Origin of the sequence: Bradyrhizobium ottawaense, assembly GCF_900099825.1 — a bacterium.
In the GTDB taxonomy this organism is placed as follows: domain Bacteria; phylum Pseudomonadota; class Alphaproteobacteria; order Rhizobiales; family Xanthobacteraceae; genus Bradyrhizobium; species Bradyrhizobium ottawaense_A.
Map to the genome: position 1 here is coordinate 4,899,235 of NZ_LT629693.1, position 22,442 is coordinate 4,921,676.

A 22,442-nucleotide genomic window follows, 5' to 3' on the forward strand; every position below is an offset into this window, starting at 1 on the left:
TGTATTTTGGCTAGTTCAGTCGTTTTTGCGTCGCCGTGTCGCGGTACCAGTCGAACGGCTGATCGTGCGTCGCGACCATCACGCTCTTGGTGTTGAAGTGATCGTCGAAACTCTCGGTGCCGCATTCGCGCCCGATGCCGCTGTCGCCGACGCCGCCCCAGGGCGATGCCGGGTCGAGGCGGTGATGGTCGTTGATCCAGACGATGCCGGCCTTGACCGCGGACGCCACCCGATGGGCGCGGCCGACATCGCGAGTGCGGATCGCAGCCGCCAACCCAAACGGCGAATCGTTGGCCAGACGTAACGCGTCGGCCTCGTCCTTGAACGGCGTCACGGACGTGAAGGGACCGAACACCTCCTCCTGGAAGATGCGCATGTCGGATTTCACGTCGGCAAACACCGTCGGTTCGACGAAATAGCCGTTGTCATGACCGGGCACCTTGGCGGCAACGCCGCCGGTCATCAGCCGCGCGCCGTCTTCATGGCCGAAACGCGAATAGGTCAGCACCCGGTCGCGCTGCCGTGCCGAGATCACCGGGCCGAGTTGCGTCGCGGGATCGAAGGGATCGCCGATGCGGATGCTTTGGGTTTTCGCCTTCAGCTTTTCGACGAATTCGTCGTAGATCGTGGCTTGCACGATATGGCGCGAGGCGCAGACGCAGGTCTGACCGGCGCCGATGAAGGCGCCGAACGCGGCGTAATTGACCGCGCGTTCGACGTCGAAATCGTCGAACACCATCACCGGCGTTTTGCCGCCGAGCTCCATGGTCTGGTGCGCAAACACTTTTGCCGCGGCACCGCCGGCAATGCGGCCGGCCTCGGTGCCGCCGGTCAAGACCAGCTTGTTGATATCGGGATGTTCGGCCAGCATCTTGCCGGCCGACTGGCCGAGGCCGAGCACGATGTTGAAGACGCCGGGCGGTAGGCCGGCTTCGGTAAAGATCTGCGCCAGCTTCAGCGTCGTCAGCGGCGTGTATTCCGACGGCTTGACCACGGTGACGCATCCGGTCGCGAGCACGGCGGCCAGCGACTTGCACAGGATCATCAGGGGATGATTGAACGGCGTGCAGTTGGCGACGATGCCGATCGGCGTGCGCAGCGTGTAGTTCAGATACGCGCCTTCGACCGGAATCACGGAATCGCGGCGCGCCAGCGCAAGGCCGGCGAAGTAGCGGAAGAAGTCCGGCAGCCGCGACAGCTGCGCGCGGGTTTCGTTGACGGGGCGGCCGTTGTTGAGCGTTTCCAGCCGGTACAGCGTGTCGAGATTGGCCTCAAAGGCGTCGGCGAGGCGATTGACCAGCCTGGCACGCGCACGGATGTCCATGCCGCCCCAGGCCTTGCCGTCGAAGGCCGCCCGCGCGCTCTTCATGGCGCGGTCGATGTCTTCCCGGGTCGAATTCGGAATTCGCGCAATGACGTCGCCGGTGGCGGGATTGCGTACATCGAGCATCTCGCCGGAGCCGGCCTCGACCTCGCGGCCGTCGACGAAATTGCCGTGGATTTCCACGTCGATGGTGTCGGTCCTGGACGGGATGTTCATGCTTCTCTCCCGTCGACGATGACGGCGTTTCGCTTCAGCGCGGGCAGCACGCGCTTTTCGGTCTGCGCAATGTGCGCCTTGATGATCCGCGCGGCGGTGCGCGCTTCGCGGCGCTGCATCGCCTCGATCAGCGCGACGTGTTCGGCGACGAGTTTCGCCGGATCGTGGCCCTTCACGTTGGCGACGCTGACGCGCACCAGCCGGTCGGCCTGTCCGATCAGGTCGCACAAGGCTGCCGCCATGCGGCGGTTGCCAGAGGCGTGTGCCAGCGCCGAATGAAAGGCGCGGTTATAGGCGATGAAGTCCTCATGGTTGCCGGCGAAGCGGCGGAATTCGTTTAGCGACTTCAGAACGTCGTCGCTGGCATTCTCGATCGCCTCATTGACGCAGGCCGGCTCCAGCGCCATGCGGAATCGCAACAGATCGCGCGCATCGGCCAGCGAGATCGGATTGACCCGGTAGCCCTGGCGGGGCTGCACGGTGACGAGATGCTCGCGCTCCAGCCGCAGCAGCGCTTCCCGCACTGGCTGGCGGCTGACGGCATAACGCTCGGCGAGATCCTGCTCGCGCATATCATCACCAGGCGCGAAATGGCAGGTTAGAATATCAGATCGGAGGCTTTCGTAGACATTGTCGCGTAAAAGCATCAAAAGTCCTTCTGTGGTTCGCTATATCTTGCAGTCGTGAAATATCACGTCAAGGCCTAAAGGCTTGAATTGTTCGAGTTTTGATCTATCAATCCGCGGATTGGCGCGCCAAAACAGGCACTTCAAGGCGATTTGCCAAAGCGATTAGAAGATCAGTTGAAAGTGAGAGCGGGATGGATCGGTTATTGGCAGGCGGCACCGTCAACGCGGCAGAGTCCGGCAAGGGGCCGCCGCTGTTTCTGTTCCACTCGCTGCTGTCGGACCGCGCGAGTTTCGATGCCATCGTTCCGGAACTCTCGACCTCGTTTCGGGTGATCGTGCCCGAGTTGCCGGGCTTCGGCCGCTCGCAGCCGACTGGCGGCGGATTGGCTGGGGTTGCCGACCGCATGGCGGAAGCGGTCAGGGACGCTGCCGGCGGCAAAGAGGCGATCGTGCTCGGCAACGGCTATGGCGGCTTCGTCGCGCTGCAGATGGCGATCCGCCATCCCGGGATCGCGACCAGGTACGTGCTCGCCGACTGCGGTGCGGCGTTCTCGGAAGCAGGGCGCGAGGCGTTTCGCAACATGGCGGCCGCGTCGAAGGCCAAAGGGCTATCGGCGATCACCGACGTCGCGATGCGGCGCCTGTTCGCGCCGGAATTTCAGGCCGCGCATCCCGACCTGATGGCCGATCGCCGCGCGGCGTTTCTGCGCACCGACCCCGAAGTCTTTTGCGCCGCCTGCGATGCGCTGGCGAGCCTCGATCTGCGGCCCGACCTCGGCAAGGTGACAGTGCCGGTGCTGGTGGTGGTCGGCCAGCATGACGAGGCGACGCCGCCGCCAATGTCGCGCGAACTGGCGGCTCTGCTGCCGCAGGCGCGTTTCGAGATCATCCCGGGCTGCGCCCATGTGCCGCAACTGCAGTCGCCGCGGCTGTTTCTGGACGTGATCGGCGATTTCCTGCCCGCCACCAACTCGGCAACCGCGTAAGCCGCCGCGCCGGATGGCGCGCTTATGCCGAGAATTTGAGCAGCGGGCCGCGCGTAATCCCTTCGACCTTGGCATACTCCGTGCCTAGTCTGCGAGAAGCGGAGGTCATTTGATGCGCGCGATTCTGGACTATTGCAGCGGTAGAAGCCGGCGGACGATGCCGGCGGGCGCGCTCGTTATCCACGAGGGCGGCAAGACCGGGCATTTGTTCGTGCTGGTCGAGGGAAGGGTGGAAGTCGTCAAGGGCGACAGCGTCGTCGCCGTGATCACCGAGCCCGGCGCGGTATTCGGCGAGATGTCGCTGCTGCTCGATCAGCCGCATACCGCTACGGTGCGCGCGGCCTCCGATTCCGTGATCGTCGAAATCGACGATGCCGCGTCGTTCCTGCGCGACCAGCCGGAGGTGGCGCTGTTGATCGGGCGGCTGATGGCGCAACGGCTTCATGTGGCGACCACCTATCTCGCCGACCTCATGCACCAATATGCCGGCCACGGCAGCCACCTTTCGATGGTCGGCGAACTCCTGCAGAACATGATCAACCTGCCGCCGTCGCAGGTCTCGCCAGGCTCGGATCGGCAATCCGACCCAAGGATGTGAGCCAGGGCGGCGGATCAAGGACCGGTTGCGCCGGCCGCTGCAGCGGCGACTTGAGGTCGATCCATTGCGCATCGCCGGCCGAGAGCCAGAACGCCGCACCGGCACCGATATCGAGCACAATATAGACCGGCGGCCATCCTGCCTGCAGGCCGGTGTTGAATACCCAGGTGACGCCAAGCCGGTCGAACCAGGAGCCGTCGGGAATGAAGGGCGACTGGTGCACATGGCCCGAGATCACCATCGACGGCTGATAGCGCTCGATCCATTGCACCAGTTCGACATCGCCGAAGAAACGCTTGCCGCCCCAGCTCGTCGGTGAATTGGCCGGCGGCGCGTGGTGCACCCAGATCCAGCGCGGCAGCCGTTGCGCGCTGGCGTCACGAAGTTGGGTCTCGATGCGTTGCTTGACCAGCGGCCCGTCCCACCACGGGCATACCGTAAACAGCGTGTCGCCGATAACAACGTTGTCGCCGTCGCAGGCGATGCCGAGTTCGCGGACTTCGCCGACCCAGCGCGAGATTTTTTCGCCTTCCGGGCTGCGATCGTCGAGGTCATGATTGCCCGAGCAAAGAATGACGCGGGTGATGCCGGCCAATAGCGACAGATATTTCTTCACCACCACGATCTGGGCGCGGAAATCCACCAGCGAACCGATGTCGAGCGCATCGCCGGCGAAGATGACGAGATCGAATTCGGGTGCTGCCGCCAGCAGCCAGTCGAACTGCGGCAACGAATAATGCAGATCGGCGACAATAAGAGCGCGCATAATCGATCAGATCCAAATGCCTGCAAAATAGGCGATCCGGTGAGGGATGCATTCAAGCAAAATGGATTCGAGCAAAAATTGTGCCGGGCTGTGCCGATCAGACGCGACACATCCTCGCAGCGCCGCCGCGGTCAGACTTACTGATCAGACTTTCGCGACGGCTTGCGGAAACACCACCTCGATCAGCGTACCCGAGCGTCCGCCGGTCTTGATCTGGAATTTGGCGCGGTTGGCTTCGACCAGGGCTTTGGTCAGCGACAGGCTGACGCCGCTGTCAGACGTTTGATCCGACGGCGCCCGGGTCCGGAACGGCTCCAGCGCGGCAGCGACCGCGTTGTCGTTGAGGCCGTGGCCGGTATCGCGGACCCGCAGCATCACCTCGCCGAAATCGGACAGTGCAGTCGAGACGATGACCTGGCCGCCGGCATTGGCGAGATGGATCGAATTGCCGATCAGGTTCAGCGCAATCTGGCGCAGCGCGCGCGCGTCGGCGACAACAGGCGGCAGCGTATGCGCCAGCGAGGTGCGGATGATGATGCGCTCGCGGTTGGCCTGCGGCTGCATCACGGCGACGCAGCTTTCGACCAGCTCGTTCAGGTTCTGGGTGGTGAAGGCGAGATCGAACTTGCCGGTCTCGATCCGCGACAGGTCGGACAGGTCGTTGATAACAGCGATCACGCGTTCGCCGGACGCACGGATGTCCTTCATGTATTCGACGTAGCGCTCGTTGCCGAGCGCGCCGAAGCGCTCGCCGATCATCACTTCGGCAAAGCCGATGATGGCGTTGAGCGGCGTGCGCACCTCGTGGCTGATCCGGGCCAGCACGTCAGCCCTGGCGGTGCCGGCGCGCTCGGCCAGCCGTCGCGCCTCGCGCAATTCGTTTTCGGTTTGCCTCGCCTGCGACAGGTCGCGGAACACGGCGAAGAAATTCGGGCCGTCGGGGCGGGTGCGGCCCATCGTCATCGACAGCGGGATGATGCCACCCTTGCTTTCGCGGCCCAGCACGTCGCGGCCGTGATCGAGCAGGCTGGCGACGCCTGATGACTTGATGCCGGCAAGATAGTCGAACACCGCATGCCGGCTTTCGGGCGCGAACAGGTCGGCCAGGTTGCAGCGGGCGAGTTCATCGCCGTCATGGCCGAACAGCGCTTCCGCGCTGCGGTTGGCGGAATTGATATTGCCGTCGGCGTCGAACATCACGATGCCTTCGGCCGTGGTGTCGAGGATGGCGCCGAGTTCTTCGGCGTCGGCGTGGCCGACCGGCGAGGGGGGATCGGCGACGGGCGGTTCGGCAACCAGCGCCTCGACGACCGGGCTTGGCTGAACCGGGCTGGCCTGTGCGATCGCTGCTGCGACCGCTTGGCCTTCATGGCGCGTGCCGGAGAAGATCAGCGCCAGCGCGGAATCGTCGTCCCAGGAAATCGTGTAGAGGCGGGCGTCGGCCGCGGCCGGCGGTGAATGGGCCTCCGAAGGCTGGCTTGCGGAAATCGTCACCGGCGTGCCGGTGTCCGATGTCGAGGATGCGTTCGAGACGCCGGGCTCGACATAGAGCGCATCGAGGCCGCCGGCATCCTCCAGCGCATGCAGGGACGGATAACCCATCTGCGTCAGGAACGCCGAGTTGGCATAGAGCAGCCGATCGAGCCGGTAGATCAGAATGCCGACCGGCAGCAGATCGAGCAGTGGCTTGTCGCGCCTGGCTTCGCCGCGGGCGGGCGACTCCGGGTTAGCCAGCCATTCGGGTGTCTCGGCGGCCGGCGCTTCGCTCGGGCCCTCGTACATCGCCGCCGCCGCGGGCTTCTCGACGACGGTGTCGTCGAAGCCGGCGACCTCAGGCGCCTCGGTGCTGCCATCGGTGTCGAGCCGCGCCGACAATTGCCGCGCCAGTTCGTCGAAGGCGCTGTTTTCGACCGGCGTCAATGGCGGCGGTTTCGCATCGCCAAGCGGGCGGAACGGTAAAACGTTCTTCGGCGTTTCCATGGGCGCTTCCGCCGGGATTTCCGTGATCGTTTCCGTTGGCGTGTCCTTGGGCGGTTCCACGGGGGTTTCCAAATCGGTTTGGTGTGAAGTCTCTGAGGCTATCGGGTCAGGCAATTCCGCGAACGAAGATGACGCAGCGCCGGCCGGGTCGGGAGAATCTTCGGCGCGCATGTCGTGCGGTGGGGCGTCCGGGGCAGGTCCGGCCTGGACGATATCTGCCGACCACGGCGGCGGCGCGGCCACGCCTTCGGACGATGGATGATCGCGCTCGGCCGCAAGCCGGGCGAGGGCCTCGGTATCGCGGCAGACGCCGAAGCCGCGATAGCCGTAGAAATTCCGTGCGGCATCGAACACCGGCAAGCCCGACAATTCGACCGGCAACCGACCACCGCCGTCGACCGGCCAGTTCAGCGTCATGCCGGTCCAGGTCGCACGGGTGGCGAGCGCCTGCGTCACTCGGCCGTCGGCATCGAGGCCGAACGTTTCGGCAATCTCGTGCCACGGCCGGCCGAAACGGGCGGCGGTGTGCGGCCCGATCAGGCGGATGAATTCGTCTGTGGTGAGCGTGAAGCGGTCGTCCTGATCGACCTGCCACATGAAGCGCAGCGGCAGCCGGTGCGGGGCAGACAACGGCGCGTCGACAGGCGATGGCGCCGGGGCGGCGATGGCTTCGGCATTCGCCGGCTCGTCGGCAACGGCTTCGATGGTGGGCGACGGCTCAGGCGCAGGCGCGTCGATCGTGGGCGATACTTCCGGCGCCGCTTCGGCGTGTGGCGTCTCGCGCGGCGTAGCTTCGACATGCGGCAGATCGAGTTGCAGCACGCTTTCGAGATCGGGCTCGGGCGGTTCGGCCGCAACGTCAGGCTCGACAACCGGTGTCGCTGATGGTTCGGCAAAGGCGTCGAACAGCGCAAGCTCAGCTCGTGCGTCGACCGGCGACGGCGACGGTTGCCCGGCGTCTGCCGTTGCGGGCAAGGGCTCCGCGTCGGCAACAGCAGGCGGCTCGGCCGGTTTGGTGTCGGGCTGTACCGTCGCGACAGGGCGTTCGCGCACGACCGGCGGCGCGCTGGCGACAATCAGAAGGCCGTGGCTGCCGTCGTGAAAATCGATCCGCTGGTAGCCGCAGGTCGCGAGCATGCCGGGTGCTGCGCCAAAACCCTGCAGCCGCTCCAGCCGGATGGCGCCGCTCGTCGCCACGCGGCTCGCAAGCCGCGCGACCTGACGGCGATGCTGGTCGGCCGGTCCGAAAATTCTGTTCGCAAGCGCTGCGCCGTCGGCCGCGCCGAACACGCCGGCGCCAACCGGATTGGCCCACAGGATCTGCGTGCCGTCGGACGACCACAACCAGGCCGGCAAGGGACTGGCCGCGTAGGCCGCCAATCGCGGATCGCCTGATGCCTGCAACTGAAATTCCGCAAAGTTCATCGCGATTATTGGACCGTCCGGCCTTGGAATCGGCCGTCAAATGCTGACAGCCTCGTGGGGATCGTAAGTATCGCAAGCGGGGAGCGGTAGGTCCACGGCCGGGCCGGGTCCAACGGGGCCAAAGCCGGGATAACCTTAATCCGGCTGGCCCGAACCCTTCGGCCATCTGCGGCGTTGGTTGTTGCAAACGGCCGCCAGAGGTCCACGATGGGAAACCTTTGGACACTGTCATACCGGCCAGGCCGTTCGGGGATATCCGGGTGTTTCTCCAAGTATTACTCCAGGTATCACTCCAGGTATTCCTTGGCCAACGCAACAGGAGTGGACCATGAGCGACGATCGTTTTGAGATCCCCAAGGACATGCGGGCGATGGCGGAAGCAAGCTTCGATCAGGCCCGCAAGACGTTCGAGAAATTCGTGGCTTCCGCGCAGGCGACCGCGGGCACCATCGAGGAGCGCGGCGCCACGGTTCGCGCCGGCGCCAAGGACATCGGCGCCAAGGCCGTCGCCTATGCCGAACAGAACGTGCAGGCCTCGCTCGACTATGCGCAGTCGCTGCTGAAGGCCAAGGATTTGACCGAGGTGATGCGGCTGCACAGCGAATATGTGCAGGGCCAGATGCGGTCGCTGGCGCAGCAGGCCAGCGAAATGGGCCAGATCGTCAGCAAGGCGGCGATGGACGCGGCGAAGCCCAAGGGCTGACCTGAGCTGACCTAGGCTGAGCCGCCCCGAGCGGGCCATACAACCATTGGATAGCCGGGCGGGAACCTGCATCCTGCCCGGGCCACATATGTGGCATTGCACCAGAAATTGCGTTGCGTTGCACAAATTTGACATGATATGGGTGCTAGTTAGGCAGGCCCGTGGATGGGCGCTTCCGTGAGTTTGTGTACGTGCTCCCTTCGGTATTCAGGCCGCTTACCGGCCACCCGTGAGGGGGAAACTCGTTTAAACCCCATTGTGAAGGATGCATGCCGTGACCAGTTCTACCGATCCGTTCTCCGCCTCCATCATCCCCTTCGAAGTCCCCGAGCAGATGCGCGCGTTCGCCGAAAAGGGCGTTTCGCAGGCCCGCGACAACTACGCCAAGTTCAAGGATGCCGCCGAGACCCATAACGGCACCATCGAGGCGGTATTCACCACCGCCAGCAAGGGTGCCGGCGAGTACTCGGCCAAGCTGGTCGAGTTCTTCAAGGCCAACACCTCGTCCTCGCTCGACTTCGCGCAGGAACTGTTCGGCGTGAAGACCCCGGCCGCCGCGATGGAGCTGTGGACCGCCCACACCAAGAAGCAGTTCGAGACGCTCGCCGCCCAGGCCAAGGAGCTCGCCGAGCTCAGCCAGAAGGTCGCCAGCGAAGCCGTCGAGCCGATCAAGGCCTCGGCGTCGAAGCTCTACAAGCCCGCCGCCTGATCGATCGGGCTGGAATCAAGAAAAGCCCGGGCGATCGGCCCGGGCTTTTTGCTGGGTAAAGGTGCCATCCCTGTAGCCCGGATGAGCCAACGGGTCGCGCGAATGCGCGCCCGATGACAGGCTCCGCGACATCCGGGACCCGTCCCGCACTGCCCCGGATGTCGCTGCGCTCATCCGGGCTACGAGATTTTGGGACGTTTTACTCTCGCAATTGAGGGTCTTACGGCCTTGCCAAAGCGGGGCGTTGCACCTAGTTTCCGCGGAATTCGTGACCCCCCTTTTTGAGGGGCCTCGCAAAAGGATGCAGTTGTAGCTCAGTTGGTTAGAGCGCCTGTCTGTGGAACAGGAGGTCGGTGGTTCGAGCCCACCCAACTGTACCACGCGTGCCATCCGTCCCCGTTCCTGTCCCCATCGTCACCGACCTGACGCGACACTTGCGCTGTGACGGGTTGCCGGCCCCTGCTTGCCAAGGTTCGGCCGTTCACCCACAATTCCGGGAATCATTGCCTTTGGGGGGAAGATGTTTTTCCGGATCAGGAGTTTTCATCTTGGATTGATGCTGGCAACGGCGCTCTCGGTTTCGATGTGGTCCAGCGCCGGCCAGGCCTATACCCCTGAGCAGGAGCAGGCCTGTACCGGCGATGCGTTCCGGCTCTGCAGTGCGGAGATTCCTGACGTCGCGCGCGTGACCGCCTGCATGGCCCGTAACAAGTCCCAGCTCTCGCCGGGGTGCCGCGCCCAGTTCAGGCCGGACCCCGAGCCGCGCGCCGCGGCAGCCGCACCCACCAACATCAGGCCGGTGGCGCGCAAGCCGGTCGCCAGCAAGGCGCGCAAGCCGGCGTCCAGGAAGCCTTCGACCAAACCTTCAACCAGGCCTGCGAAAAAGCCCGCCTCAACCTGATCGCGACGCGGCGTTTCAAGCCCCCTTCGCGCGACAGACTGACGCCTTGCGGCGCTGTGACCAGTGAACATCTCCTGAAACAAGGAGAAACTCATTGAGCAATCACCAGGAAGAGCTCGACCGGCATTTCGCCTGGTTCGAAGGCAAGCTGCCGCCGAAGCCGGCGAAGTTCGTCGGCTGGCTGCGCCGTCCGTCGTCGCGCTACGCTAGGATCCCGCTCGCCATTCTCTTGATCGTCGGCGGCATCTTCAGCTTCCTGCCGGTACTCGGACTCTGGATGCTGCCGCTCGGACTCCTTTTGTTCGCGCAGGACGTGCCGGTCCTGCAGAAACCGATGGCGCGGATGTTCGGATGGATCGAGCGCAAGTGGATCGAACGCCAGCGCGCAAAAACCATGCAATGACCGGATCAGGCCGTTCCGGCCGTTCCTCTTCTGGTTGCATTGCATTGCACCGCAGGTGTGACTCAAAAAGCAGCTTTGTTGGCAAATCAGTGGCTTCACCGCGGCGGACATCAAATTTTTCTTTAACGAATCAGCGCGCTGATTCATTTTCGCCTCCTGGGGTCAATCTGGAGGCCAAGGTATGAACGTCATAGTTTTCGCTTCGCGTAAGGGGGGCTCGGGAAAGAGTACCCTGGCTGCTCACCTCGCTGCCCATGTTCACAAGGCAACGAAACCAATCCTGATGGTCGATGCCGATCCGCAGGGCTCGCTCACGCTCTGGCACAAGTTGCGTGGCACCAACGAGCCGCCGATCAAGGCTGCGGTGAATTCGGTCAGCGGCATCATCGCCGCCGCCAAGCGTGACGGCGTCGAGTGGGTGTTCATCGACACGCCGCCGAACCTGTCGGCCGTGGTCGACGACGCCATCCGCAATGCGACGATGGTGATCATTCCGGCGCGGCCCGGCGTGTTCGACGTCAACGCGGTGCAGGAAACGATTCAGACCTGCCGTTCGGCGCGCAAGCCTTATGCGGTCGTGATCAACGGAGCGCCTGCCGAACGTGACGGCGCCGAAAGCCGCATCGTCGCCATCGCGCGTGAAGCGCTGATCAAGTTCCGTGCGCCGGTGTGGAGCGGTCAGATCACCAACCGTGCCGATCTCCTGATGGCGTTGAGCCAGGGCGAAGGCGCCCGCGAATATTACGCGGAAGGCCGCGCTGCCGCCGAGATTACCCGGCTGTGGGCCGCGATCGAACGTTCGATCAAGGCGATCCGCGGAACGGCGTCGGCATCGGGCGCCATGCACAAGCAGGCGGCGTAACAACGCCGCCTGGTTTGGACGACAAAGAGCGCGCGGGCTCCGCGCGTTTTTCTATGTGTGCGAGGAATCCCTCGGCCTCATTGCGAGGAGCGTAAGCGACGAAGCAATCCAGACTTCCTTTCGGGCCTTCTGGATTGCTTCGCGGAGCCTGTCATCGGGCGCGCATTCGCGCGACCCGTTGGCTCGTAATGACGGAAGAGACGCTGCTTACGCCACCATCAGCACGTAAAACACGACAACCGGCGACAGCGTCAGGATCACCGACCAGATGCCGACCGCCCACAGGATGTCCGCGGTCGTAAAGCCCTGTTGCTCAGGGATGGTGTTGTTGTTTTCGAAATGCACGACGCGCCCCCGCGTTTTGTTGTTGTGGGGATAGTGATACGCGCCTCGTTTTAAAAACCCGGTCGCAATATCGCTCGCATTTGACCGCAGGTGCTACCGCCGATTAACCACGGCGGCGCCACGGGTCGATCGACACCTTTATGTGACGGGCTGGATGGCAGGGGTCGCTGGCGCAGCCGCACACGTTTCGATTCGCCCCGGGTGGTTAACGCTTGCTGACCGCGAAGCGTCAAAGTCGAACGACGCCTGGCCCGCAACGTTAAAATTTTACGCGTATGGATATTCCCTCAAGAAAAAAACGGGGGGATACCAATGTCTGGCGATAACAAGAAATATCCGGTCTGCGAGCACGCCCAGAGAATGCACGACGTTCTCTTGGTGTCGGCATTTGCGGTCTGGGCCATGCTGCTCGGCTTCGCGCCGGTCATGACCTACCGGCTCCTGGTGAGCTGATACGATCTTCGCCCTCTCGCCGGTTGCCGGCGAGAGGGCGCGCACTTGGCTTGAAAACGCCCTGCAGCGTTTTCCAGCGAAGTGGAAGCCGGTTCGCGTCAAGAAAACGCGTCAATCAAAAATCTAGAGCCCCGTTCCGATTCCATCGGAACGGAAAAGGCTCTAGGCGCGCCGCAACAGCGGCGGCCTGCGCCGCGCAATGTCGGCATCGAGCAGCGCAGCGAGCTCCTCGCTCACTTCAACCATCGGCAGTCGAACCTCGGCACTGTCGATCAGGCCATGGCGCGCCAGCCAGTACTTGGCCGGCGCCGGGCTCGGCTCGGCGAACAACAGCCGCGTCAATTCGGAAACACTTTCCCAGCACGCCTGCGCGCCGTCGCGATCGCCCTGCTTGATCAGCTTGTGCACCGATGCGAACGCCTCGGTTTCCAGATGCGCGGACAACAAGATGCCGCCGTTGGCGCCGTCGCCGAGCGCGTCGTGATATTGCGCGTCCTCGCCGGTCAGCACGCGGAAGCCGGCCGGCCGTCGCCTGAGGAAGTCGATCGACTGGGCGCGGTCGCTGCTGCAGTCCTTGATGCCGACGATGTTTCGATGTTCGGCGAGTTGCAGCAGCGTCTCGTTGGTGAGATTGACCGCGGTGCGGTAGGGGATGTTGTAGAGCACGATCGGCCAGGAGGCGTGATCGGCGAGCGCCTTGAAATGCTGCACGAGACCGCGCTGCGACGGCCGCGTGTAATAGGGGCTCGCGATCAGATAGCCGTCGATCGGCCAGACCGCGGTCTCGTCCAGCACATCCAGCAGCTTCGAGGTGCTGGCGCCCGACAGGCCGAGACAGATCGGCAGGCTGCGTCCGCTGCCGGATATTTCCTCGTGCGTCAGCGCCACCAGCCGCTCGAGTTCGTGCGCGCCGAGCGACATGCCTTCGCCCGATGTGGCGCCAAGGATCAACCCGTCGATCGGGCCGCGCGCATAGTGCCGGACAAGTCGTCGCAGGCTGGGCTCGTCGAGTTCACCGTTCCGAAACGGCGTGACGAGGGGCAGCCACAGGCCTTGCAGCCGGCTTCGCAGATCGGGTGTTGGTTGGTCGGTCATCGTTCCATCTCCTTGGGGCTTGAAGAGCCGGAGACGGGACCAATAATAAACCCCGTCCTCGCGGCGGGGTTTTCGGGATCGGGCAGGCGAAGAGATTATTGCGCGCGTCGATCTCGGGTCCCCGGCAGGGGACCTTTTTTCGACGACAGCGATGCGCACGAATTCGTGATCATTTGCAGATGATGCGGTGCGCCGCATGGCATGTCAATCCGCGGGGCAACATGACGCAGGCATGCGAGCGGCTTGCGAACGAACGCCGCCCGGCAATCAAACGCAAAAAAAAGCCGGACTCAAAAGAGTCCGGCTTTAAGGCATTGGCCACGTGAGGCCGACACAATCACCTTCCAAGAGGGATTACTGAACTTCCGCGCCACTGGAGGAGGGGGACATATGCGCGACGCGGCCGTTCAGCGTGGAGACACTATGATCCCCATCGGCGCCTCGCAGCAACCGCCCGAGCCGCATGTCAGTCATGCGGAGAGCGGGCCTCTGTGCGATCAGCGTATCCCGAAGCGGGATGACGAAGACACCCGCTGCCAGAGTGTTTTCGAGTGAAGCATGCCCTCGGACTTGATCCGAGGGTGGATGCCGGTTCACGTCGCAATCAAGTTTACGCAGATTGCGTAGACTTATCTGCGGTAGAAAACGCGTCAAAAGCAAAAGGCTAGAGCCCGGTTCTGATCCAATCAGAACCGATCAGGCTCTAGGAGGGCCAGCGCTGCGCCTTGCTGACCACGAAATCGCGGAACACCTGCACCCGCGCCACCGTCTTGAGTTCTTCCGGATAGACGAAATAGGTGTCGACCTGGATCGAGTCGGTCTCGCCGAACAGCTGCACCAGCCGGTTGTTTTCCTCGACCAGATAGTCCGGCAGCGCGGCGATACCGAGCCCCTGCTGGCAGGCGCGAACCAGCCCCAGGATGTTGTTGACCTTGAAGAACGGCTCGCGCGGACCCGAGCCGTTGCGGCCGGCGTCGATCAGCCAGGAGCGGTTCTGCAGGTGCGGCGGCACCTGCGCGTCGCCGAGCATGATGATGCGATGCGAGTCGAGGTCGTCGAGCGTGCGCGGCGTGCCGAAACGCTTGATGTATTCCGGCGAGCAGTAGGCATGGAAGCCGATCGAGAACAGCTTGCGCTGGATCAGGTCGGGCTGGGTCGGCTTGCGGGTTCGGATCGCGACGTCGGCCTCGCGCATCGACAGGTCGAGATCCTCGTCGGTCACGATCAGCGAGATGCGGATGTCCGGGTAGAGCGCGGTGAATTCGTCGAGCCGCGGAATCAGCCAGTTGATGCCGAGCGCCGGCGGCGTGGTGATCTTGAGGTCGCCGCTCGGCCGCTCGCGGCTGTCGGTGAGCTTGGCGCGCGCCGCCTGCAACTGCATGAACACGTCATGCGCGGTGCGGAACAGCAAGTCGCCCTGCTCGGTGAGGATGAGCCCGCGGGCATGGCGGTGGAACAGCGAGACCGAGAGCTCCTGCTCCAGCGCCGAGACCTGCCGCGATACCGCCGATTGCGACAGCCCCAGTTGCTCGCCGGCATGCGTGAAGCTTCCCGCTTCCGCCGCTGCGTGAAACACCTTCAGCTTGTCCCAATCCATGTCGTTAAATCCGTTTCGCGTGCGAGCCATGTCTATTCAGCCGCCGCGCGATCGCTCGCGCGCAAAGCCATGAAACGTTCAGCCTCAAGAGCCGCCATGCAGCCGAGGCCGGCGGCGGTGACCGCCTGGCGGTAGGTTTCATCCGCGACGTCACCGGCGGCAAACAGCCCGGGCACCGACGTGGCGGTCGAGTTCGGCGCCACCTCGACATAGCCGGATGGTTTCAGCTTGATCTGGCCGGCGACGAGGTCGGTTGCCGGCGCATGGCCGATGGCGATGAAGACGCCGTCGGCCGGCACTTCCGTCAGCGTGCCGGTCTTGACGTTTTTCAGCCTGACATGGGTAACCTTGCCCGGGTTCCGGGTACCGCAGATCTCGTCGATCGCTGAGTCCCAGACCACCTTGATCTTGGGATGCTTGAACAGGCGGTCCTGCAGAATCCGTTCGGCGCGGAAATGGTCGCGGCGATGCACGATCGTGACTTGTGACGCGAAGTTGGTCAGGAACAGTGCCTCTTCGACCGCGGTGTTGCCGCCGCCGACCACGACCACTTCCTTGTTGCGATAGAAGAAGCCGTCGCAGGTCGCGCAGGCCGAGACGCCAAAACCCTTGAAGGTTTCTTCCGAGGGGATGCCGAGCCAGCGCGCCTGCGCGCCGGTGGCTAAAATCACGGTCTCGGCGATATAGACATCGCCGCTGTCGCAGGTCAGGCGAAACGGCCGTTGCGATAGCTCGAGCTTGGTGACGAGATCGGTGACGATCTTGGTGCCGACATGGGCGGCCTGCTTCTCCATCTGCTCCATCAGCCAGGGGCCCTGGATGACGTCGGCGAAGCCCGGATAGTTTTCCACGTCGGTGGTGATGGTGAGCTGCCCGCCGGGCTGAATGCCCTGAATCAGGATCGGCTCGAGCATGGCCCGTGCCGCGTAGATCGCTGCGGTGTAACCGGCCGGGCCGGAACCGATAATGACGACCTTGGCATGGATAGGGGCAGACATCGGTAGTTCCCTTTCTTAAGGGAGTTTGGTCAGGACGTGAGCGGAAAGCGGCCGGAAAAGGCATCGCGGCGGCGCCAAAAGTGTCAAATCCAAGTCTAGGACATCTGGGTAGCTATGCAAGAATTGCAATCCAAATCAGCGATTTTTCCCCGTATCTGGGCCAAATGACGCGCTGCACGCGCAATAAAATTGCGCATCTGGGCTCGGCTGCGCTATGAGTGTTCGACAAGCCCAGCCAGCCCCAGGGAACCGGACCCGCGTGTCGAAGAATCTTGACGAAATCGACCTCAAAATCCTCGCCGAAATCCAGGCCGACGGCCGAATCACCAATGTCGAACTGGCCAAACGGGTCGGCATTTCGCCGCCGCCCTGCCTGCGCCGGGTGCGGACCCTGGAGGAGGAGGGCTACATCCTGGGTTACCGCGGCTTGCTGGATCCGCGCCGCCTCGGCTTCGACGTCACGGTGTTTGCGTCGGTGCATCTGTCCAGCCAGGCGGACGCCGATCTGCGGGCGTTCGAGGAGTTCGTCCGCGCCGAGCCCTTGGTGCGGGAATGCTGGATGCTCTCGGGCGAGGTCGATTTCATTTTAAAATGCGTCGCGCCCGACATGGCGACGTTTCAGGAGTTCGTCACCCACCTGACCGCGGCGCCGCATGTGCGCAACGTCAGGACGTCGCTGGTGCTGCACAATTCGAAATACGAAGCGGCAGTGCCGCTGGACATGAAGGTTGTGGGCTGACGTCTGCATCGCCGTCACTCCGGGTTCGATGCCTCGCATCGTCCCGGAATGACAGGTTGATAAAGCTCCGCGTTACTTCTTCTTCATCATCGCATCCACGCTCAGCGGTCCGCCGCCGGCGCAGGCGAGGTAGAGGCACGCGAAGCAGAACAGGATCGCCGCGCTGCCGCCGTTGATGAGCGGGGTGAACACCGGCGCGGCCGGGGTCTTGAACATGTGTCCCATGAAATAGGCGAACGCCATTTCACCCGACAGAATGAACGCCACCGGGCGCGTCCACAGTCCGATGATCAGCAGCGCGCCGAGCACGAGTTCGATTCCGCCCGCGGTCATGATCAAGGGCGGCGGGCTCGCGAAATAAGGCAGCACGGGAAATTTCAGGATCTTGGCTACGCCGTACTGAAACAGCAGCAGCCCGGTGACGATCCGGAACAGGCCGAGAACCATCGGTTCGCCGCTCGCCAGCAGCTTGTTGAATTTGTCCATGGTCGCCCCCTCAAGCCTGGTTGTTCTTGGCGTCGACGCTCCACGGGCCTGCGCCTGCCGTCGACAGATAGAGGCAGGTGAAGCAGTACAGGATCGCCAGCGTGCCGCCGTTGATCAGCGGCAAGAATCCCTTCGGGAAGTGCCCGATGAAATAGGCAAACGCCATCTCGCCGGCGAGGATGAAGGCAACCGGGCGCGTGAACAGACCGAGGATCAACAGCGCGCCGCCGATCAGCTCAATGAAACCTGCCGCGCCGATCAAAGAGAACGGCTGGACGTTGGCGTACATCGGAAATACCGGGAAGCCGATGATCTTGGCCATGCCATGCTGGATGATCAGCAAGCCGGTGATGATGCGTAAAATACTCAATGCACGCGGCGTCCACGCCGCGAGTGCTTCTGTCATGATGTCCCCCTCGAGTTAGATAGCAGCCACAATTCGTATCGTGTCACGACAAGGAGGAAAAGCACGTCCGGATAAGAATTACGTGACGTGCTGCGAAGCACCATCGGAATATTCGCAACGGTGAAGTGTTGGCGGTCACTCGCAGGTGACCTGCCTCGCAGGCTATTTGCCCTGCGATGTCTCCGGCGTGAGGCAGCGGATGGCCTTGGGTTGGCAGGCAAAGCCGATATTCGAGCACACCGGTGCTTCGTCTGATGTCGCGCCCCGCGCGCAATTGACGCATTCGTCGGTCCACCGCGCGCAGTGCGGCGGACCTTTTTGCATGGAGAAGTCGGCGGGCTTCTTGCGCGAGGGTATCGCGAGGTCGGCGGCCACGGCCGCATCGGTCGCGATCGCCACCGCAGCGACGGTCAGGAGCCAACACAGTCTCCGCTGATCGCCCATCAGCCGCATCTCCGCCCCGATGAATCAGGTATTGCCCGGCAAGACGCCGGGTCTACCGCCACTCGACCTTGGTGATCTCATAGGCCTTGGCGCCGCCGGGAGCCATCACTTCCACGGTCGCGCCCTTTTTCTTGCCGATCAGGGCGCGCGCCAGCGGCGAGGTGATGGAGATGCGGCCTTTCTTGGCGTCGGCTTCCGGCTCGCCGACGATCTGCCACACCGCCTTCTTCTCGGTGTCCTCATCGACCAGCGTGACGGTGGCACCGAACATCACGGTGTCGCCGGACAGCTTCGAGATGTCGATGATGTCGGCGCGCGCGAGCTTGTCTTCGAGCTCGGCGATGCGGCCTTCATTGTGCGACTGATCTTCCTTGGCGGCGTGATATTCCGCGTTCTCCGAGAGGTCGCCATGCGAGCGCGCCTCGGCGATATGCTCGATGATGCGCGGCCGGTCCTCCGACTGGCGCCTCTTCAACTCAACCTCCAGGGCGGCATAGCCGCCCGCGGTCATCGGAACCTTTTCGACCATCTCTTCTGTCCTTCGATCGCGCGAGCCGCCAGGGGTGGCGCGCACGAGCCTCTCTTCGATTTCGATTCCCGCCTCGACAGCTCAACGTTGCGAGCCCGGCGGCCTATTGATTTTCGGCCCCGTCTGGGGCCATTCAACATCCAAGCGAACAGTGGGTTCCAGCCATACCGGCTTTATTACCAATCGTTTAGCGGGCCTCTTCGCCCGGCAAACGGTCAGTTTTCGGAAAAGTAGCTCTGCAGGGTGCGGACCTCAAGGTCCCCGCCCAGATAGGCGCGGATGCCCTGCGCGGCCGCCACAGCACCCGAAAGAGTGGTGTAATATGGCACTTTATGCAAGAGGGCAGCACGCCGCAACGAGCGGCTGTCGGCCAGCGCCTGCGGCCCTTCCGTGGTGTTGAAGACGAGCTGGATGTCGCCATTGGTGATGGCGTCGACGATATGCGGCCGGCCCTCCAGCACCTTGTTGACCTTCTCGGTCGGCACGCCGAAGTCGGTGAGGAAGCGCTGGGTGCCTGACGTCGCCATCACCTTGAAGCCGAGCGAGTACAACAGCCGCACCGCTTCGGCGATGCGGGTCTTGTCGCTCTCGCGCACCGACACGAACACCGTGCCCTTGCGCGGCACGCGGGTGCCGCCGCCGAGCTGGCTCTTGGCGAACGCGATCTCGAACGAACGGTCGATGCCCATCACCTCGCCGGTCGATCGCATCTCGGGACCGAGCACGGTATCGACACCAGGGAAGCGCGCGAACGGGAATACCGATTCCTTGACGCCGACATGGCCGAGCTGGCGCTTCTTCAGGTTGAAGTCGGCAAGCTTCTCGCCTGCCATGATCCGAGCCGCGATCTTGGCCACCGGCGTGCCCACCACCTTGGCGACGAACGGCACGGTGCGCGACGCCCGCGGGTTGACCTCGAGCACGTAGATCTCGCCGTCCTTGATGGCGAACTGCACGTTCATCAGGCCGACCACGTCGAGGCCGAGCGCGAGCTCACGGGTTTGCCGTTCGAGTTCGCCGATCATCTGCGCGTCGAGCGAATGCGGCGGCAGCGAGCAGGCGGAATCGCCGGAGTGAATGCCGGCTTCCTCGATATGCTCCATGATGCCGACGATGAAAGTATCCTTGCCGTCGGACAGGCAGTCGACGTCGATCTCGGTGGCATCCGACAGGTAACGGTCGAACAGCAGCGGGTTCTTGCCGAGCACGGTGTTGATCTGCCCGGTCTTGTCGTTGGGATAGCGCGCCTTGACGTCGGCCGGCACCAGCTCGGGCAGGGTGCCGAGCAGGTAGTCGTTGAGCTGGTTTTCCTCGCGGATGATCTGCATCGCGCGGCCGCCGAGCACGTAGGACGGGCGCACCACCAGCGGCAAATCGAGATCGGCCGCCACCAGCCGCGCCTGCTCGACCGAATAGGCGATGCCGTTCTTCGGCTGCTTCAGGCGCAGCTTGTCGAGCACGCGCTTGAAGCGGTCGCGGTCTTCGGCGAGGTCGATGGCGTCGGGCGAGGTGCCGAGGATCGGCACATCGGCGGCTTCCAGCGCGCGCGCGAGCTTGAGCGGGGTCTGGCCGCCGAACTGCACGATCACGCCGTGCAGCGTGCCGTTCTGCCGTTCGGTGGCGATGATTTCCAGCACGTCTTCGGCCGTCAGCGGCTCGAAATAGAGCCGGTCGGCGGTGTCGTAGTCGGTCGACACGGTTTCCGGATTGCAGTTGATCATGATGGTCTCATAGCCGGCGTCATGCAGCGCGAAGCAGGCGTGACAGCAGCAATAGTCGAATTCGATGCCTTGGCCGATCCGGTTCGGTCCGCCGCCGAGAATGATGACCTTCTTTTTGTCCGAAGGCGCGCTCTCGTCGGCGGGAAGTCCCGCGAACGGCGCTTCATAGGTCGAATACATGTAGGCGGTGGGCGAAGCGAACTCCGCCGCGCAGGTGTCGATGCGCTTGAACACCGGGCGAACGGCGAGGGCGTGGCGCTTGGCGGTGATGTCGGCCTCGGTGGTGTCGGCGAGAACCGCAAGCCGTGCGTCCGAAAAGCCCATTGCCTTGAGCGTCCGCATGCCGAACGCATTCTGCGGCAATCCGCTGGCCTTGACCTTGGATTCCATGTCGACGATGCCGCGCATCTCGGCGAGGAACCACGGGTCGATCTTGCAGGAATTGAAGATCTCATCGTCGGACCAGCCGAGCCGCATCGCCTGCGCGACCTGCAGGATACGGTTCGGCGTCGGCGTGCCCAAGGCGGCGCGGATCGCGTTCTTGTCGTCGCCGCGGCCGAGCCCCTCGATCTCGATTTCGTCGAGGCCGGTCAGTCCGGTCTCCAACCCGCGCAGCGCCTTCTGCAGGCTCTCCTGGAAGGTGCGGCCGATCGCCATCACCTCGCCGACCGACTTCATCGACGTCGTCAGCGTGTGGGACGCGCCGGGAAATTTTTCGAACGCGAAACGTGGAATCTTGGTGACGACGTAGTCGATGGTGGGCTCGAACGAGGCCGGGGTCGCGCCGCCGGTGATGTCGTTGGCGATTTCATCGAGGGTGTAGCCGACCGCGAGCTTGGCGGCGACTTTGGCGATCGGAAAGCCGGTGGCCTTGGAGGCCAGCGCCGAGGAGCGCGACACCCGCGGGTTCATCTCGATCACGACCATGCGGCCGTCGGCCGGATTGAGGCCGAACTGGACGTTGGAGCCGCCGGTCTCGACGCCGATCTCGCGCAGCACCGCCAGCGAGGCGTCGCGCATGATCTGGTATTCCTTGTCGGTCAGCGTCAGCGCCGGCGCGATGGTGATGGAATCGCCGGTATGCACCCCCATCGGATCGAGGTTCTCGATCGAGCAGATGATGATGCAGTTGTCCTTTTTGTCGCGCACCACCTCCATCTCGTACTCTTTCCAGCCGAGCACGGATTCCTCGATCAGCACCTCGTTGGTCGGAGACGCGTCGAGCCCGCGCTCGATGATGTCGAGGAACTCTTCCTTGTTGTAGGCAATGCCGCCGCCGGTGCCGCCCATGGTGAAGGAGGGCCGGATGATCGCGGGCAAGCCGATCTCGGACAGCGCCATCAGCGCCTCGCCGAGCGCGTGCTCCTGATAGCGCTTGCGGCGGTCGTTCTCGCCGAGCGTCCACTGCCGATCAAGCTCTTCCAGTGCTGCGCCGGACAGTTTCTCCCGCTCGGCCTGGTGCTTGTCGCGATAGGACTTCTTCAACGCCGACGCATTGGCGAGCCGCGACTTCGGCGTCTCCAGCCCGATCCTGGTCATGCACTCGCGGAACAGCTGGCGGTCTTCCGCCTTGTCGATGGCATCGGCCGTGGCGCCGATCATCTCGACATCGAATTTGTCGAGCGTGCCCTGGCGGCGCAGCGACAGCGCGCAGTTCAGCGCGGTCTGGCCGCCCATGGTCGGCAGCAGCGCAAAGCCGCCCGGGAGGACGTGGCGCTCTTTTTCGATGATCTTGGCGACGATTTCAGGGGTGATCGGCTCGATATAGGTGGCGTCGGCCAGGTCCGGATCGGTCATGATGGTGGCCGGATTGGAATTGACCAGGACGACCCGGTATCCCTCTTCCTTCAGCGCCTTCACCGCCTGCGTGCCGGAATAGTCGAATTCGCAGGCCTGGCCGATCACAATGGGACCGGCGCCGATGATCAGGATGGTGGAGATATCTGTTCTTTTGGGCATCAGGTCTCGCGGACTGGATTTTGGGCACAAAAAAAGGGCGCGCGTGCTGCGCGTCCCCTAAGCCAAGAGCGCGGGTTACCCTCGCGCGCGGGACGGTCTTTAGACCAGATTCCGCACCCGCGTAACCCCCAAAAAGGCCCCATCAACCGCGAAATTCGAGGATTTTGC

General features: G+C 63.6%; 22 protein-coding genes and 1 tRNA gene. 10 read left to right on the forward strand and 13 right to left on the reverse strand.

Features of this window, described 5'->3' with window-relative positions; all coding sequences use genetic code 11:
- Window positions 1–10: 10 nt before the first annotated feature.
- Together BLR13_RS22855 and BLR13_RS22860 are read right to left on the reverse strand one after the other, a co-directional pair.
- Window positions 11–1,540 carry an aldehyde dehydrogenase gene (locus BLR13_RS22855; RefSeq protein WP_074819330.1) on the reverse strand — a complete coding sequence of 510 codons (1,530 nt, stop codon included), beginning with the start codon at window positions 1,538–1,540 and terminating at the stop codon, window positions 11–13.
- Entirely contained in the window at window positions 1,537–2,187 is a 651-nt protein-coding gene (locus BLR13_RS22860) for a GntR family transcriptional regulator (RefSeq protein WP_074819328.1), read from the reverse strand. Before BLR13_RS22860 ends, BLR13_RS22855 begins: the two co-directional genes overlap by 4 nt.
- Window positions 2,188–2,360: 173 nt before the next feature.
- Between BLR13_RS22860 and BLR13_RS22865 the strand changes: the two genes are divergently transcribed.
- Both BLR13_RS22865 and BLR13_RS22870 read left to right on the forward strand, forming a co-directional pair.
- Window positions 2,361–3,155 (forward strand): alpha/beta fold hydrolase, encoded by a 795-nt coding sequence (locus BLR13_RS22865; protein WP_074819327.1) that lies wholly within the window; start codon window positions 2,361–2,363, stop codon window positions 3,153–3,155.
- Window positions 3,156–3,267: 112 nt separating this feature from the next.
- Window positions 3,268–3,753, forward strand: coding sequence for a Crp/Fnr family transcriptional regulator (locus BLR13_RS22870; RefSeq protein ID WP_074819326.1), 486 nt, complete (start codon window positions 3,268–3,270; stop codon window positions 3,751–3,753).
- Here BLR13_RS22870 and BLR13_RS22875 read toward each other — a convergent pair.
- Window positions 3,692–4,519 carry a metallophosphoesterase family protein gene (locus BLR13_RS22875; RefSeq protein WP_074819324.1) on the reverse strand — a complete coding sequence of 276 codons (828 nt, stop codon included), beginning with the start codon at window positions 4,517–4,519 and terminating at the stop codon, window positions 3,692–3,694. The two genes, BLR13_RS22870 and BLR13_RS22875, sit on opposite strands and share 62 nt — an antisense overlap.
- Window positions 4,520–4,663: 144 nt before the next feature.
- Window positions 4,664–7,924, reverse strand: coding sequence for a PAS domain S-box protein (locus tag BLR13_RS22880; RefSeq protein ID WP_074819323.1), 3,261 nt, complete (start codon window positions 7,922–7,924; stop codon window positions 4,664–4,666).
- A 328-nt stretch (window positions 7,925–8,252) separates the two neighbouring features.
- On the opposite strand from BLR13_RS22880, the gene BLR13_RS22885 reads away from it, so the two are divergent.
- The 6 genes from BLR13_RS22885 to BLR13_RS22910 all read left to right on the forward strand — a co-directional run bounded on the left by BLR13_RS22885 (window position 8,253) and on the right by BLR13_RS22910 (window position 11,502).
- A complete protein-coding gene (locus tag BLR13_RS22885) occupies window positions 8,253–8,627 on the forward strand; it encodes a phasin (protein ID WP_074819322.1) in 375 nt (124 codons plus the stop codon).
- A gap of 274 nt (window positions 8,628–8,901) precedes the next feature.
- Window positions 8,902–9,336 (forward strand): phasin, encoded by a 435-nt coding sequence (locus BLR13_RS22890; RefSeq protein ID WP_074831205.1) that lies wholly within the window; start codon window positions 8,902–8,904, stop codon window positions 9,334–9,336.
- Window positions 9,337–9,639: 303 nt separating this feature from the next.
- Window positions 9,640–9,716, forward strand: a tRNA-His gene (locus tag BLR13_RS22895).
- A 140-nt stretch (window positions 9,717–9,856) separates the two neighbouring features.
- Window positions 9,857–10,237, forward strand: coding sequence for a hypothetical protein (locus BLR13_RS22900; protein ID WP_074819319.1), 381 nt, complete (start codon window positions 9,857–9,859; stop codon window positions 10,235–10,237).
- A 94-nt stretch (window positions 10,238–10,331) separates the two neighbouring features.
- Complete coding sequence (locus BLR13_RS22905) at window positions 10,332–10,640, forward strand: hypothetical protein (RefSeq protein ID WP_074819317.1); 309 nt, start codon at window positions 10,332–10,334, stop codon at window positions 10,638–10,640.
- Window positions 10,641–10,821: 181 nt separating this feature from the next.
- Window positions 10,822–11,502 (forward strand): ParA family protein, encoded by a 681-nt coding sequence (locus BLR13_RS22910; protein ID WP_074819316.1) that lies wholly within the window; start codon window positions 10,822–10,824, stop codon window positions 11,500–11,502.
- 207 nt (window positions 11,503–11,709) lie between these two features.
- Here the strand turns inward: BLR13_RS22910 and BLR13_RS41105 are convergent, their stop codons facing one another.
- The gene (locus BLR13_RS41105; protein WP_171944945.1) at window positions 11,710–11,847 is read right to left on the reverse strand and encodes a hypothetical protein; all 138 of its coding nucleotides are present in this window, start codon (window positions 11,845–11,847) and stop codon (window positions 11,710–11,712) included.
- 312 nt (window positions 11,848–12,159) lie between these two features.
- Here BLR13_RS41105 and BLR13_RS40285 point away from each other — a divergent pair, with 312 nt between their 5' ends.
- On the forward strand, window positions 12,160–12,300 hold the full coding sequence (locus BLR13_RS40285; protein WP_154070798.1) for a hypothetical protein: 141 nt from the start codon (window positions 12,160–12,162) through the stop codon (window positions 12,298–12,300).
- A 162-nt stretch (window positions 12,301–12,462) separates the two neighbouring features.
- Here the strand turns inward: BLR13_RS40285 and dapA are convergent, their stop codons facing one another.
- The 3 genes from dapA to trxB all read right to left on the reverse strand — a co-directional run bounded on the left by dapA (window position 12,463) and on the right by trxB (window position 15,990).
- Entirely contained in the window at window positions 12,463–13,395 is a 933-nt protein-coding gene (gene dapA / locus BLR13_RS22915) for a 4-hydroxy-tetrahydrodipicolinate synthase (RefSeq protein ID WP_074819314.1), read from the reverse strand.
- A gap of 703 nt (window positions 13,396–14,098) precedes the next feature.
- Complete coding sequence (locus BLR13_RS22920; protein ID WP_074819311.1) at window positions 14,099–15,022, reverse strand: LysR family transcriptional regulator; 924 nt, start codon at window positions 15,020–15,022, stop codon at window positions 14,099–14,101.
- Between the two features lie 2 nt (window positions 15,023–15,024).
- On the reverse strand, window positions 15,025–15,990 hold the full coding sequence (trxB, locus tag BLR13_RS22925; protein ID WP_074819306.1) for a thioredoxin-disulfide reductase: 966 nt from the start codon (window positions 15,988–15,990) through the stop codon (window positions 15,025–15,027).
- A gap of 259 nt (window positions 15,991–16,249) precedes the next feature.
- Here trxB and BLR13_RS22930 point away from each other — a divergent pair, with 259 nt between their 5' ends.
- A complete protein-coding gene (locus tag BLR13_RS22930; protein WP_074819304.1) occupies window positions 16,250–16,729 on the forward strand; it encodes an Lrp/AsnC family transcriptional regulator in 480 nt (159 codons plus the stop codon).
- A 72-nt stretch (window positions 16,730–16,801) separates the two neighbouring features.
- Here BLR13_RS22930 and BLR13_RS22935 read toward each other — a convergent pair whose 3' ends face one another.
- From BLR13_RS22935 to carB, 5 genes are all read right to left on the reverse strand, one after another.
- On the reverse strand, window positions 16,802–17,215 hold the full coding sequence (locus tag BLR13_RS22935; protein WP_074819302.1) for a DoxX family protein: 414 nt from the start codon (window positions 17,213–17,215) through the stop codon (window positions 16,802–16,804).
- Window positions 17,216–17,225: 10 nt separating this feature from the next.
- Complete coding sequence (locus BLR13_RS22940; protein WP_074819300.1) at window positions 17,226–17,621, reverse strand: DoxX family protein; 396 nt, start codon at window positions 17,619–17,621, stop codon at window positions 17,226–17,228.
- 162 nt (window positions 17,622–17,783) lie between these two features.
- Complete coding sequence (locus BLR13_RS22945; protein WP_074831204.1) at window positions 17,784–18,065, reverse strand: hypothetical protein; 282 nt, start codon at window positions 18,063–18,065, stop codon at window positions 17,784–17,786.
- A 52-nt stretch (window positions 18,066–18,117) separates the two neighbouring features.
- Window positions 18,118–18,594, reverse strand: coding sequence for a transcription elongation factor GreA (greA, locus tag BLR13_RS22950; RefSeq protein WP_074819298.1), 477 nt, complete (start codon window positions 18,592–18,594; stop codon window positions 18,118–18,120).
- Window positions 18,595–18,809: 215 nt separating this feature from the next.
- Window positions 18,810–22,274, reverse strand: coding sequence for a carbamoyl-phosphate synthase large subunit (gene carB / locus BLR13_RS22955; RefSeq protein WP_074819297.1), 3,465 nt, complete (start codon window positions 22,272–22,274; stop codon window positions 18,810–18,812).
- Between the last annotated feature and the right edge of the window lie 168 nt (window positions 22,275–22,442).